A 13,047-nucleotide genomic window follows, 5' to 3' on the forward strand; every position below is an offset into this window, starting at 1 on the left:
GGCGGGGACGGCGACGGGATGCCCCGCGTGCCGTACCAGCGCGAGCAGCGGAACTCCCCGGCGCCGGAGCCCGAACGGGAGCCGGAAATGGGGCGCCCACAGGCGCGGCCGCTTCCGCCGGAGGCGCCGCGGGAGAGCGGGCCCGAGCCGGAGCAGCAGTCGTGGGAGCGGCCGCAGCCCCAGCAGGCGCTGCCCCACTACGACCACCGCACGCTCAAGTCGCTGCTGGGCGCGTGGGCGCTGGCGGCATGTTCACGGGACGAGTCGCTGGCCGTCGAGGTGCACCTCACGGACTGCGCCACCTGCGCGGAGGAGGCGCTGCGGTTGCGGGACGCGGTGGGGCTGCTGCACCAGGAGGAGTCGCTGGACCTCGACCCGCTGCTGCGCGCCCGGGTGCTCGAAGGCTGTCTGGGCCGCCGTCCGGCCCGGATCCCGGTGCCCGAGTGGGCGGGACCGTACGACGCGGAGGCCGCCCGGCTGGACGCGCTGCTGCGGGACCTCGGCGACACCTACTGGAAGGCGCCGGTCGCCCTGCAGTGGCACGAGAACGGGCCGGTGTCCACGGAGTTCACCGTCGCGCAGGTGATCGCCCACCTCACGGCGGTGGACGGTCTGGTGGCCAGGTCGCTCGGGCTGCCCGCGCCCGGCACGGAACCGGTGTCGGAGGGCCCGCGTACCGGGCACGGCATGGGCATGGGTGTCGGGATGGGTCTCGCCGCGCGTGCCCGGATGCGGCGTGCCCGGGGCGAGGCCGAGTTCCCGCTGCCGCCGTCCGAGCGGACGGCGGCGCACTGGGCGGCGTACGGGAAGCTTCCGGGCGCGACGCTGCGGTCCTTGTGGCGGGAGCAGAGCCACAACCTGGTCCGTACGGTGTCGTTCGCGGGCGGCGGGGCGGCCGGGCTCGACGTGGACTACGGCCACTTCCAGCTGGCGCTCCAGGACGCTTTTCTGGACCGGGCGTTCGAGTGCTGGATCCACGCCTCGGACATCGCCGACGCGGTGGACTACCCCTACGACCCGCCCGCGCCGCGCAACCTCAACCGGATGATCGACCTGGCGGCGCGGATGCTGCCGTCCGCGCTCGCCGACCGCCGCAGGGCAGGTCTGGCCACCTCGCCCTCACGCCTGGTGGCGGCGGGGACGCGTGGCCGGTCGTTGCTGCTGGAGGTCGAGGGCAGCGGCGGCGGTCGCTGGTACCTGCCGCTGGACTCGCCCGGCGCGGTCGCCTCGGAGGACGAGATGGTCGCCCATGTGGCGATGGACGGCGTCGAGTTCTGCCAGCTGGCCGCGGGGCACATCGAACCGGAGCGGATCGCCATCGGCCAGGACGGCGACCGCGACGCCATTCGTGACGTGCTCTTCGCCGCGGCGTCCCTTTCCCGCCTCTGAGGAAGCGGATTACGGCACCAAAGGTGCGCGTTTTCAGGCGCGCGGACCTCAGTGCGCTGAACCTCAGGCGAAGACGACCGTGCGGCGGCCGTTGAGCAGCACCCGGTGCTCGCTGTGCCACTTCACCGCGCGGGCCAGCGCCTGGCACTCCACATCGCGGCCGATCGCCACGAGTTGCTGCGGAGTGACCTCGTGCCCGACGCGCTCGACCTCCTGCTCGATGATCGGCCCCTCGTCGAGGTCGGCCGTCACGTAGTGGGCGGTCGCGCCGATGAGCTTCACCCCGCGGGCGTGCGCCTGGTGGTAGGGCTTGGCGCCCTTGAAGCTCGGCAGGAAGGAGTGGTGGATGTTGATGATGCGCCCCGACAGCTGGCGGCAGAGGTCGTCGGAGATCACCTGCATGTAGCGGGCGAGGACGACGAGTTCCACGCCCTCCTTCTCCACGATCTCCAGCAGCCGCGCCTCGGCCTCGGCCTTGGTCTCCCGGGTGACCGGCACATGGTGGAACGGGATGCCGTAGGAGCCGACCAGTTCGCGGAAGTCGGTGTGGTTGGAGACCACGGCGGCGATCTCGACCGGGAGGGCGCCGATGCTGGTGCGAAAGAGCAGGTCGTTGAGGCAGTGGCCGAACTTGCTGACCATGAGGACGACGCGCATCCGCTCGTCGGACGGATGGATCCGCCAGTCCATCTCGTACGCCTCACCGATCGCCGCGAAGCTCGCGCGGAGCTTGTCCGCGGTGACGGCGGATCCGGCGGAGAAGTGCACCCGCATGAAGAACAGGCCGGTGTCCTGGTCGCCGAACTGCTGGCTGTCGACGATGTTGCAGCCGGTCATGAAGAGATAGCTGGAGACCGCGTGCACGATGCCCTGTTTGTCCGGGCAGGACAGCGTGAGGACGTACTGCGGTTCAGGCTGCGGCGGCTGCTGTTCGTTCACCGCGCCAGCCTCGCACAGACACGCCCGGCGAGGGGGATCAGTCCGTCACGCGGAACGGGTGTAGATCGCCAGCACTTCCAGGGACCGCGGCGGCGCGTCCGGGTCCTCGCCGTCGTTGGCGGCGAGCCGGACGTGGGCCTCGCGGGCCGCGCGGACCGCCTCGGGCCAGGCGTGGTGCTCCAGATAGGCCGACACGGGTGCGTCGGCGCCCACCTGGTGCAGGATCTTGAGGACGCGCAGCACCGCGACATCGACCAGCGCGGCTTCCTGGGAGTCGCGGAAGATCGTGCCCACGTACTTCTCGGCGGACCAGTTGTCGAGCCAGGTGTCCTCGACAAGGCGGTAGACGGCGTCGGTGACGTCGCCGTATCCCTCGCGGCCGGACTGCCATACCTCTTGCTGGAACACCGGATCGCTGATCATGTGCAGCGCCGAGCGCACATTGCTGCGCCAGCGCCACCACGGCATGTCATTGAGCGGCATGCCCCCCATCGTGGAGGAGCGATGGCCGCGACGGGAAGACTTCTCCGAACCTTGCACAACGCAGGATCGTACGTTCCCGAACGGCGACACCTGTAATTCACCTGAAAGTGAGCTCTCATTCGCTCGCGGTAACCCCCAAGTTCGGTGCGAACCGGAATCTTCCAGGTACATGACTGAACGGCGTATGCGTAGGGCCCGTCTGAGTGCCCTGTCACTGCTGGCCACCGGCGCGCTGCTCAGTGGCTGTGGCGTGATCCCGGGGGGCACGGGGGGCTCCCCGGGGCCGATCGTCGTGATGACCTGGGCACCGGTCGACACGAAATCCACCAATATGCCGGGAATGCTGGCCATGGCGCAGGCATTCGAGGCGTACGTCAACGACCAGGGCGGTCTCGGCGGACGCAAGCTGAAGGTGCTCACCTGCAACGACCGCGACGACTCCGTCACCGTGGCGGGCTGCGTGCAGCGGGCCACGGAGGCGGGCGTGGTCGCCGTCGTCGGCTCGTACAGCGAGCAGGGCGGCACCTTCACCACCGCCCTGGACACGGCAGGGATCCCGTACCTGGGCGGCTACGGCATCACCCAGGACGAGTTCCAGAGCCCGATGTCGTATCCCGTCAACGGCGGGCTGCCGACGCTCCTCGCGGGCAACGGGCGGCAGCTGGCGGACAGCTGCAAGAAGGTCAACCTGGTGCGGCCGGACTCGATCACCGGCGACCAGTTCCCGATCTTCCTCGACCAGGGGCTCACCGCCGGCGGACGGGCGAAGGCCAACGACCTGCTCGCGCCGGACGACGCCACGGACTACTCGCAGATCGCCGAGCACGCGATAGGCAACAACAAGGCGTCGACCTGCGTGACCGCGGTGCTCGGCGACCGCACCGGAACGTTCTTCGACTCCCTGCGCAGGATCGGCGACACGGCGCCGCGGGTGAAGGTGTCCTCGGTGCTGGGCAGCGTCCAGCAGTCGCTCGTCGACTCCACCGGCGGGCCGAGCAGCCCGCTGGAGAACGCGCTGGTCACCGGCTGGTACCCGCCCGCGTCCGACCCGAAGTGGGACCAGCTCAAGGCGGTCGTGAAGAAGTACGCCTTCAACGACGACCGGATCGACGTGGCCGACCCCGGGGTGCAGACCACGTGGATCGCGTACTCCGCCTTCGCGACGGTGGTGCGCACGATGGCGGATTCCAAGACCAAGGTGACGGCGAACAGCCTGCGGCTGGCGCTGGACAAGACGACGCATCTGTCGACCGGCGGCCTGACCCCGGACCTCGGCTGGACCGACGCCGATCTGCTCGGCATCCCGGACCACCCCCGGATGGTGAACGCCAAGGTGACCTATCAGGCGGTGCGGGAGGGGCGGCTGATCCCGTCGCGCCCCGGGTTCGTCGACGTGACGGCGACCCTGCGCCAGCACTGACCGCGCGGCCGGTAGCGGTCGGCACCACCGGCCGGAAGCGGGGCGCCGTCGGACCGGCGGCGCCCGTACGCCTCAGAGCTGGCTGTACTGCCGCTCGGTGAGCCCGTACTGCTTGGCGATGGTGTTCCACAGCCGGACCGCGCGCTTCTTCTGCTCGGTGGCGGAACCGCTCTCCCGGTTGCCCGCCTGCGCCTCGTCCGTGGCGCGGGCGTGGCCGCCCTTGCAGACCTTGTGGTTGTGGGCGGCCTGGTCGGCCCAGCTCGCGTAGTGGCCGTCCGCGGCGGCCGACGCCTGCCACGCCTTGGTGAGCGCGTCGGTGAGTTCGGCGTGGCCGGGCAGCTTGTCCACGGCGAGCGTGCCGAGCTGGGTGACCAGGCCGGTGCGCTGGTTGGAGGCGGACCGCAGGTCGGAGGCGGCGGTGCCCAGATTCTGGCAGTTCTTGATCGACTCGACCGCGCTCACCACGGAGCTGCGGCTGCTGCCGCTGGTCTTCAGGAGCGCGTCGAGCGCCTGCGCCTGCTGCTTGGCGACGCTGTCGGTGCCGTCGCCCGCACCGCCGGTGGCGGAGGCGCTCGACGAGGCGGGGGGCTTGGTCGCGCCCTTGTCGCCGGTGTTGTCGGCGCTGGCGTTGCCGCCGCCGTTCATCAGGGCGCCGACGATCAGACCGGCGACGACCACTCCGGCCACCGCGATCCCGATCAGCACACCCGGTGACATCCGGCGCCGTCTGCCGCGGTCGTCACCGCCGTCGTCGTAGCCGTAGCCGGGGTCGTAGCCCTGCGGCGGCTGCTGCCCGTACTGCGGCGGCGCCTGCTGCTGGGACGGCGGCTGGATGATGCGCTGCCGCAGCGGCTCGGGTCCGGGGACGTCGCTGCGGAACAGGTGGTCGTAGTCGCTGTCGTGCTGCGGGCCGGTCTGCTGCTCCTGCTCGTACGACGGCTGGCCGTAGTCGTAGCCCTGCCCGTAGGGCTGCTGCGGGGCCTGCTGGCCGCCGTACGCGTCGAAGTGCTGGCCCTGCTGCCCGTGCTGTCCCTGCTGCCCGAAGGGCTGCTGCTGCGGCTCCTCGTGGAATATCGACAGCGGCAGCGCCTGGGTCGACTCGGCGGCGGGCGGCTGCGGCGGCAGGTGGGGGGCGGCCGGTGCCTGCGGCGGCACGGGCGGCAGCGGCGGTACGGGGCCGGGGCCCGCGGCGGCGGGAGCGACCGGGGCGCCACCGGGGTAGGGCGGCAGCATCTGCGTGGCGTCGGCCACCGGAGCGGACGGCGGGGGCGTGGAGCCCGGGTACGGCGGCAGCATCTGGGTGGCGTCGGCCACCGGAGCGGACGGCGGCGGCGTCGAGCCCGGGTAGGGCGGCAGCATCTGCGTCGCGTCGGCCGGTTCCGGGCCGCCCGCGGGCTGGCCCCAGGGGGTGCCGCCGGACGGCTGGACGTGCTCGCCGTAGGTGCCGGGCGCCTGCTGCTGCCGCTCTGCGGGGAGCACGACGCCCCGGTACGCCTCAGGCGTCTCCTCGCCGCGTCCGTCGCTGTGCATCGCCGCTGACTCCCGCCTCTACCTGTCGTCGGTACCGTCGGCCCACGCTACCGGGTCAACCGGAACACCGGCCACGTACCCGAACGACTGAGCGGTGCCGCACAGGTTTCCGGGGCAATTCCCGGTCCCGCCCGGCCCGTTCCCCGCAGGGGCCCGGCCGGTCTCGCCTGGGTCTCTGCGGGGGTTCCGCGGCTGGGCGGGGTGTGCGGGTGTCGTTCGGGTAACGATTCGGCTCCTGAGGCGTCGTCTGTCTCCTGGCGGCTCTTACGCGGCCTCCTGTTCCACCAGCCGGGCGCCGAACTCGCGGACCACCGGCTCGGCGGCGTACGGCTCCAGGCGGCGGCGGAAGTCGTCCAGGTACTCGGCGCCGCGGTTGGAGCGCAGGCCGGACAGCAGGGCGACGGCCTGACTGCCGGTGTGGCAGGCGCGTTCCAGGTCGCGCTGCTGCACCTGGGCGTCGGCGAGCAGCAGCAGGTCGATGGCGCGGCGGCGCGAGCGCGAGGCGGGGTGCGCGGCGAGCGCCTCCTCCGCGCGGCGCGCGGCGGGTACGGCCTGCCCCAGGTCGCGGTGACAGTGCGCCAGTTCGTCGGCGAGGTAGGCGTGGTCGAAGTGCGCGATCCAGGGCGGGTCCTGGTCGGGCCGCGACTGCTCCATCGCCTCGACGGCCAGGCCCGCCACGGTGGCGAAGGTGCGGGCGTCGCCGAGCAGCGCGTGCCCGCGGGCCTCCGCCGCGTAGAACATCGCCTGCGCGGTGGGGGTGACCTGGCCGCGGGCCCCTTCCTGGGCGGCGCGGGCGAGTTGGGCGATCTCCCGGGGGTTGCCGAGCGAGGCCGCCAGGTGGCTCATGCTGGCGGCGAGGATGTAGCCGCCGTAGCCGCGGTCACCGGCCGCCTGGGCGAGCCGAAGGGCCTGGATGTAGTAGCGCTGGGCGAGCCCGGGCTGGCCGGTGTCGACCGCCATGTAGCCCGCCAGTTCAGTCAACCTGGCGACCGCGGAGAACAGTTCGCGGCCCACCGACTCGCGGTAGGTGCCCGCGAGCAGTCCGGAGACGACGCTGTTGAGGTAGTGCACGACGACCGGCCTGACGTGGCCGCTGCCGAACCGGTGGTCGAGGTCGGTGAGCGCCTGGGTGGTCGCCTTGACCGCCTCCACGTCGGACATGCCCACCCTGGCGCCGCCGTTGCGCGCGACGCCCTGGTCGGGGCGGGTGATCAGCCAGTCGCGGCTGGGCTCGACCAGCGCGGACGCGGCCACCGTGGAGCCGGTCAGGAAGTCGCGGCGGCCGACGTCGCTGCGCCACAGCTCGCAGACCTGCTCGATCGCGCCGAGTACGGTCGGCGCGAAGTGCAGTCCGATGCCGGTGGCGAGGTTCTTGCCGTTGGCCATGCCGATCTCGTCGATGGACACCGCGCGGCCGAGCTTGCGGCCGAGCGCCTCGGCGATGATGGCCGGCGCGCGTCCGCGCGGCTGCTGGCCGCGCAGCCAGCGGGCCACGGACGTCTTGTCGTACCGCAGGTCGAGGCCGTGTTCGGCCCCGCACATGTTGACCCTGCGGGCGAGACCGGCGTTGGAGCAGCCTGCCTCCTGGATGAGCGCCTGGAGCCGTTCGTTCGGCTGACGCGCCACCAGTGGTCGTGCGGCCATCTGTGCCCCCTATCAACGTCCCTCGGTGCCCCCAGGCCCGTCCTGGTGACTCGTGCCCATCCCGGAAGCGAAAAATGCCCCGATCTCAGGGCAATTCCCACACATCCGCCCCCGTTCGACCGCCGCGCGGCCCCCAGGTGACTACCCGCATCGGGAGCCGGATGCCCGTACGCGCCCCCGGGCGTGCATCCGTGCGCCTGCCATGAGCCGCGACTTCACCCCGTAACCACCGCTGGTGGCGGGAGTTGAGCAGCACGTGGAAGACACCATCGGGGCGCCGCGGCAGCTCACCGGCCAACTTCTCGACTCAGCGGTCCGTTACGCGGAGGAGCGGCACTGGGAGGTGCTGCCCGGCTCCTGGCTGGAGGACGACCCGGGCGGGCCGGCCGGGCTCGCCCGCTGCTCCTGCGGGTCGGCCGCCTGCCCGGCTCCCGGTGCCCATCCGACCCGCCCCGACTGGGCGGGGCAGGCCAGCGGGAGCGCGCCCGCCGTGCGCAGGATGTGGAACAAGCAGCCGCGGTCCTCGATCCTGCTGCCCACCGGCGGGACGTTCGACGCGATCGACGTGCCGGAGGTGGCGGGCTGCCTCGCGCTGGCCCGGATGGAGCGGATGGACCTGCCACTCGGCCCGGTGATGTGCGCCCCCGACCGGCGGCTGGTCTTCTTCGTCCTGCCCGGCGCCACCGTCAAGGTGCCCGACCTGCTGCGCAGGCTCGGCTGGGCCCCCGACACCCTCGATCTGAAGGTACGCGGGGAGGGCGAGTGGGTCGTCGCGCCGCCGACCCGGACCGGCTCGGGTTGCGTGCAGTGGGCCCGGCAGCCCACCACGCTCAACCGCTGGCTGCCCGATGTGGAGGAGCTGCTCAGCCCGCTCGCGTACGCCTGCGGGCGTGAGTTGGCGGCGGCGCGCGGCCGCTGAGGTCTGCGGCGGCGCCGGTCATGGCCTGGCGCCGTCGCCGCCGTGACGCCGCGGTACCGCCACCGCGCGCCCCGTTTCGCCCCTGTTTGCCGCCGCTCATCCGCCGCTGACGTGGCCTCTTCGGCCGCCGATCCTCAATTGACGCTCAGATCGATCGTCACTGTCAGTGGTCGCGTCTACTGTTGCGAGCAGTGAACATCCACGGGGAGCGGTAGCGGGGAGAGAGGTGCGCGTCATGGGCCATGACCAGCCTGAGGCGTACGGCAAGCGGGCCGACGACACGGCGGGCGCGGCGGAGGCGTCCGGCGGGGTCGCCGCGGGAGCGCCGCCTGCGGCGGTGCGGGTGCGCGGCCTGTGGAAGCGGTTCGGCGAGCAGGTGGCGGTGGCCGGGATCGATCTGGAGCTGCCATCGGGCCGCTTCATCGGCCTTGTCGGGCCGAACGGGGCGGGGAAGACCACCACCCTGTCCATGATCACCGGTCTGCTGCGGCCGGACGACGGCGCTGTGCAGATCGTCGGGCGCGACGTGTGGTCGGACCCGGTCGGCGTGAAGTCCAGGATCGGCGTACTGCCCGAGGGGCTGCGGCTCTTCGAGCGGCTGTCGGGGCGGGAACTCCTGGCGTACACGGGCCGGTTGCGCGGTCTGCCGGGCAACGAGGTCGACAAGCGCGCGGCGCAGCTCCTCGACGTCCTCGATCTGTCCGCCGCGCAGAACAAGCTGGTCGTCGACTACTCCACCGGTATGCGCAAGAAGATCGGCCTGGCCGCGGCCCTGCTGCACAGCCCGGAAGTCCTCTTCCTGGACGAGCCGTTCGAGGGCGTCGACCCGGTGTCGGCGCAGGTCATCCGCGGTGTGCTGGTGCGTTATACGGAGTCGGGCGGCACGGTCGTCTTCTCCTCGCACGTGATGGAGCTGGTGGAGAGCCTGTGCGACTGGGTCGCGGTGATGGCCGCGGGCCGGATCGTGGCCCGCGGCCCGATCGCCGAGGTGCGCGGGGCGGCTGCCAGCCTGCAGGACGCCTTCCTGTCGCTGGTGGGGGCGGACCGGCGGGACGGGCAGAATCTGGACTGGCTGAGCGGCGGCGAGCGATGACCGCCGCCCCGGGCACCGCGCCGCTGCCCGCCCCGGCGACCGCTCCCACGCCGGCCGGTGCACCGTCCCTCACGCCGGTCTTCGTCCGGCTGAAGCTCGCCATCATGCGCAACGGCCTGCGCCAGTCCACCGGTCGCACCGTCGGCTGGTCCATCGGCGTCGCCTTCGCGATGCTGTACGCCCTCGGCCTGGGCGCGGGCATGATCGCGCTGCGCGGCAACCACTACGCCCAGGCGGCCGCGGTCACCAACGCCGTCATCCTCGTCGTGGGCTGGGCGGTCATGCCGCTGTTCTTCTTCGGCGGCGACGACACGCTCGATCCGACCCGGCTGGCGATGCTGCCGCTGCGCCCCCGCCCGCTGATCACGGCCCTGCTGACGTCGTCCCTGATCGGCATCGGCCCGCTCTTCACCCTGCTGGTCTCGGCGGGCGCGGTCACCGCGGTCGCGCACGGCTGGGCGTCGGCGGTGGTGGCCGCGGTCGCCGTCGCGCTGGTGCTGCTGGTCTGCGTGGCCCTGTCACGGGCGGTGGCCGCCGCCAACACCCGGCTGCTGACCAGCCGCAAGGGTCGCGACCTCGCGCTGCTGAGCGGTCTGTTCGTGGCGGTCGGCGCGCAGCTGGTCAATCTGGGCCTCAGCTCGCTGTCGTCCAACGGCGGTCTGCACCGCGCCACTTCGGTGGCGGGCGTTCTGCGCTGGATCCCCCCGGCGCCCGCTGTCGACGCGGTGCGTTCCACCGCGCGCGGGGCGTACGGTCTGGCCGCCGTCCAACTGGCCCTCACCGTGGCCGTGCTGCTGCTGATCCTACGCTGGTGGTACCGCAGCCTGTTCCGGCTGATGGTGACGCCGGACGCCTCCACGATCCAGGCGGCGCCCGACAAGGAGGCGGCGGCGCGGCCGTCCCTATTGGGCGGGCTGCTGCCGGGTCTGATGGTGGGCGGTCGCACCGGCACCGTCATGGAGCGGCAGTTCCGCTATCTGTGGCGCGACCCGCGCTCGAAGGCGTCGTGGGCATCGGGCCTCGCCGTGGGCCTGCTGCTGCCGCTGGTGGCGGTGGTCCAGCACGGCTCGGTCTACCAGTGCCTGTGGGCGGCGGGGCTGCTCGGCATGCAGATGTACAACCAGTTCGGCCTCGACGGCTCGGCCTTCTGGACCGTCTCCGCGACGATAGGCACCCGCCGGGACGCGGCCCAGGAGCTGCGCGGCCGGGCGCTCACCCTGGCGGCCATCGCCGTGCCGTACGTGACCGTCGTGACGACCGGCGCCGCCCTGCTGCTGAACCACGCCTCGGCGCTCGCCGAGACCCTCGGGCTGGCCTTCGCCTTCCTCGGCGCGCTGATCGCCACCGGCGCCTTCGCCAGCGTCCGCTTCCCGTACGCGGTGCCGCAGAACAACCCGTTCGGGAACGCGGCACCGGGCCAGACCGGTCTGGTGATGCTGAACGTGCTGGGCGGCACGCTCTGCGGCGCCGCGCTCTGCGCGCCGGTGCTGGCCCTCGACATCGTCCTGCACACAGGCGGCCACCACGACCTGCTCTGGCTGATACTCCCGCTGGGCGCGGTCTACGGACTCGCGTCCGCCGCACTGGCGTTGCGGTTCACCGCTCCGCTGCTGCTCGACCGTCTTCCGGAGATTCTGAGCGTGGTGTCGAAGACGTGAGCACGGTCCGCGCCACCCGGCTGTCCTTGCGGTGGTGCGTGCGGTCCGTGGTCCACAACAGGAGGGCGAGGAGCGGCAGCGCGGCGCCGAAGAGGGTCACGGCCGTCCAGCCGCCGGCGTGGTAGGCGTACGACCCGGCCTGTGAGCCGACCGCGCCGCCGACGAAGAAGACGGCCATGAAGGCGCTGTTGAGCCGGGCCCTGGCCCGGCCGTCGAGCTGGAAGACCACGTGCTGGCCGAGGACGAGCGTGGTCTGCGCGGCCATGTCGAGCACGACCGCGGCGGCGCCGAGGGCGAGGATGCTGTGCCGTCCGAGCCCCGCGACCGCGAAGGCCAGCGCGGCCGCGACGAAGGCGGCGGCCGTCATCGGGCGCACCAGCCCGCGGTCGGCCCAGCGTCCGGCGAGCGGGGCGATCGCCGCGCCGCCCGCGCCCGCCAGGGCGAACAGCCCCACCTGCCACTGGCTGTAGTGGAAGGGCGCCCGGGTCAGCAGAAAGGAGATCGTCGTCCAGAAGGCGCTGAACGCGCCGAACATCGCCGCCTGGTAGAGCGCGCGGCGGCGCAGCGCCGGGTGCACCCGCAGCAGCCGCGCGGTGGAGCGCAGCAGTTGCCCGTACGACAGGGCGGCGGCGTGGGGGTGCGGCGCGCGGCGGGGCAGGGCGGAGCGCAGCACCAGGGTCAGTACGGTCATCAGCCCGGCCGATGTCAGGTACACCACGCGCCAGTTGGTGGCGTCGGCGAGGAGGCTGCCGACGGCGCGGGAGAGCAGTATGCCGGTGAGCAGGCCGCTCATCACCTGGCCGACGACCCGGCCGCGGCTCTCGTCCGGCGCCAGGTCGGCGGCGAACGGCACCAGGATCTGGGTGACGACCAGGGTGGTCCCGGCGATGAGCAGGGCGCCGAGCAGCACGGCGAAGCCGGGTGCCGCACCGGCCAGCACCAGGGCGCCGACGGTGAGCGAGAGCAGGATCGTTGCCAGCCGCCGCTTCTCGACGACGTCGCCGAGGGGAACGACGAAGAGCAGCCCTGCGGCGTAGCCGAGTTGGGAGACGGTGACGAGGGCGCCCGCGGTGACGGTGCCGACGCCGAAGGTCCGGCCCAGCTCGCTGAGCAGCGGCTGGGCGTAGTAGAGGTTGGCGACGGTCAGGCCGCAGGCGACGGCGAGCAGCACGATGAGGGCGCGGGGCGGCCCGGGAGCGGTGGGGGGCGAAGGGGGAGCCGGGGCGTCGGACGGTTGGGACATCGGTACCTCTGCACCTCTCGAAGGCAGCACCAGTTAAACCGGTTCCTCGAAGGTACCAGTTAAACCGGTTCCAGCGGTAGAGTGGTCGGTATGAGCGACAGCGCGGCACCCGCCGAGGGCTCCCGCTTCCGCGAGGGCGCGGGGCGGCTGTGCCTGGACTTCGTGCGCACCCTGCGGCACCGCGGCAAGGGCGAGGTCAGCGAGGAACTGGCCGATCCCGCGGCCCTGTCCGCCTGGGTACGCCAGTGCGGCCCGTGCACGACGCCGCCCGGCACACCGCCGACGCAGGACGAGGTCCGCGACGCCCGCGCGCTGCGCGAGGCCGTCCACGAGCTGCTCACCGCCGCCATGGGCGCCCCCGAGGGCGGCATCCTCAACCCCCTGAGCGCCGCGGCCCGCGCGCGGCTCAACCAGGCCGCCGCGCTCCCCGTGCCCATCCCCCGGCTCGGCCCCTCGTCCACCCTCACCTGGCACGCCGACGAACCGGTCCCCGCCACCCTCGCCCTCGTCGCCCGCGACGCCCTCGACCTGGCGACCAGCCCGGCGCTCCTCCCGCGCCTGCGCCCCTGCGCCTCCCCCACCTGCGGCGCCCTCTTCCTCGACCACTCCCGCCCCGGCACCCGCCGCTGGTGCTCCATGGACATCTGCGGCAACCGCGCCAAGAAGTCCGCCCTCCGGGCGCGGTAAGCCGAGCCCGCACCCCGGCTCCCGCTCCCGGTTCAGCGAGCG

Annotated in this window: 11 protein-coding genes; 6 read left to right on the forward strand and 5 right to left on the reverse strand. The window is 72.7% G+C overall.

Features of this window, described 5'->3' with window-relative positions:
* Positions 1-18: 18 nt before the first annotated feature.
* Entirely contained in the window at positions 19-1,389 is a 1,371-nt protein-coding gene (locus AB0M29_RS12250) for an MDMPI N domain containing protein (protein WP_365382170.1), read from the forward strand.
* Between the two features lie 63 nt (positions 1,390-1,452).
* On the opposite strand, the gene purU is transcribed toward AB0M29_RS12250, so the two are convergent.
* Together purU and AB0M29_RS12260 are read right to left on the reverse strand one after the other, a co-directional pair.
* Positions 1,453-2,328 carry a formyltetrahydrofolate deformylase gene (purU, locus tag AB0M29_RS12255; protein WP_365382129.1) on the reverse strand — a complete coding sequence of 292 codons (876 nt, stop codon included), beginning with the start codon at positions 2,326-2,328 and terminating at the stop codon, positions 1,453-1,455.
* A gap of 45 nt (positions 2,329-2,373) precedes the next feature.
* Positions 2,374-2,811, reverse strand: coding sequence for a hypothetical protein (locus AB0M29_RS12260; RefSeq protein ID WP_365382130.1), 438 nt, complete (start codon positions 2,809-2,811; stop codon positions 2,374-2,376).
* Positions 2,812-3,106: 295 nt separating this feature from the next.
* Here AB0M29_RS12260 and AB0M29_RS12265 point away from each other — a divergent pair, with 295 nt between their 5' ends.
* Entirely contained in the window at positions 3,107-4,231 is a 1,125-nt protein-coding gene (locus AB0M29_RS12265; RefSeq protein ID WP_365382131.1) for an ABC transporter substrate-binding protein, read from the forward strand.
* Positions 4,232-4,303: 72 nt separating this feature from the next.
* On the opposite strand, the gene AB0M29_RS12270 is transcribed toward AB0M29_RS12265, so the two are convergent.
* Positions 4,304-5,761 carry a hypothetical protein gene (locus AB0M29_RS12270; RefSeq protein ID WP_365382132.1) on the reverse strand — a complete coding sequence of 486 codons (1,458 nt, stop codon included), beginning with the start codon at positions 5,759-5,761 and terminating at the stop codon, positions 4,304-4,306.
* Between the two features lie 264 nt (positions 5,762-6,025).
* Entirely contained in the window at positions 6,026-7,405 is a 1,380-nt protein-coding gene (locus tag AB0M29_RS12275; RefSeq protein ID WP_365382133.1) for a transcriptional regulator, read from the reverse strand.
* A 256-nt stretch (positions 7,406-7,661) separates the two neighbouring features.
* On the opposite strand from AB0M29_RS12275, the gene AB0M29_RS12280 reads away from it, so the two are divergent.
* The 3 genes from AB0M29_RS12280 to AB0M29_RS12290 all read left to right on the forward strand — a co-directional run bounded on the left by AB0M29_RS12280 (position 7,662) and on the right by AB0M29_RS12290 (position 11,075).
* Entirely contained in the window at positions 7,662-8,324 is a 663-nt protein-coding gene (locus tag AB0M29_RS12280) for a bifunctional DNA primase/polymerase (protein ID WP_365382134.1), read from the forward strand.
* Positions 8,325-8,559: 235 nt separating this feature from the next.
* Positions 8,560-9,417 carry an ABC transporter ATP-binding protein gene (locus tag AB0M29_RS12285; protein ID WP_365382135.1) on the forward strand — a complete coding sequence of 286 codons (858 nt, stop codon included), beginning with the start codon at positions 8,560-8,562 and terminating at the stop codon, positions 9,415-9,417.
* Entirely contained in the window at positions 9,414-11,075 is a 1,662-nt protein-coding gene (locus AB0M29_RS12290; RefSeq protein WP_365382136.1) for a transporter, read from the forward strand. Before AB0M29_RS12285 ends, AB0M29_RS12290 begins: the two co-directional genes overlap by 4 nt.
* Here AB0M29_RS12290 and AB0M29_RS12295 read toward each other — a convergent pair.
* Positions 11,014-12,318: an MFS transporter gene (locus AB0M29_RS12295; RefSeq protein ID WP_365382137.1), complete on the reverse strand. Its 1,305-nt coding sequence runs from the start codon at positions 12,316-12,318 to the stop codon at positions 11,014-11,016. The genes AB0M29_RS12290 and AB0M29_RS12295 overlap by 62 nt on opposite strands.
* 90 nt (positions 12,319-12,408) lie before the next feature.
* On the opposite strand from AB0M29_RS12295, the gene AB0M29_RS12300 reads away from it, so the two are divergent.
* A complete protein-coding gene (locus AB0M29_RS12300; RefSeq protein WP_365382138.1) occupies positions 12,409-13,005 on the forward strand; it encodes a CGNR zinc finger domain-containing protein in 597 nt (198 codons plus the stop codon).
* Positions 13,006-13,047: the final 42 nt, after the last annotated feature.

It is taken from the genome of Streptomyces sp. NPDC051976 (assembly GCF_040680795.1).
Taxonomy (GTDB): Bacteria; Actinomycetota; Actinomycetes; order Streptomycetales; family Streptomycetaceae; genus Actinacidiphila.

Bases quoted from the DNA above. Each gene is read 5' to 3' on its own strand.
- AB0M29_RS12300 (WP_365382138.1), top strand. From the start codon at position 12,409: ATGAGCGACAGCGCGGCACCCGCCGAGGGCTCCCGCTTCCGCGAGGGC.
- AB0M29_RS12270 (WP_365382132.1), bottom strand. From the start codon at position 5,761: ATGCACAGCGACGGACGCGGCGAGGAGACGCCTGAGGCGTACCGGGGC.
- AB0M29_RS12250 (WP_365382170.1), top strand. From the start codon at position 19: ATGCCCCGCGTGCCGTACCAGCGCGAGCAGCGGAACTCCCCGGCGCCG.
- AB0M29_RS12260 (WP_365382130.1), bottom strand. From the start codon at position 2,811: ATGCCGCTCAATGACATGCCGTGGTGGCGCTGGCGCAGCAATGTGCGC.
- AB0M29_RS12290 (WP_365382136.1), top strand. From the start codon at position 9,414: ATGACCGCCGCCCCGGGCACCGCGCCGCTGCCCGCCCCGGCGACCGCT.
- AB0M29_RS12295 (WP_365382137.1), bottom strand. From the start codon at position 12,318: ATGTCCCAACCGTCCGACGCCCCGGCTCCCCCTTCGCCCCCCACCGCT.
- AB0M29_RS12285 (WP_365382135.1), top strand. From the start codon at position 8,560: ATGGGCCATGACCAGCCTGAGGCGTACGGCAAGCGGGCCGACGACACG.
- AB0M29_RS12265 (WP_365382131.1), top strand. From the start codon at position 3,107: ATGACCTGGGCACCGGTCGACACGAAATCCACCAATATGCCGGGAATG.
- AB0M29_RS12275 (WP_365382133.1), bottom strand. From the start codon at position 7,405: ATGGCCGCACGACCACTGGTGGCGCGTCAGCCGAACGAACGGCTCCAG.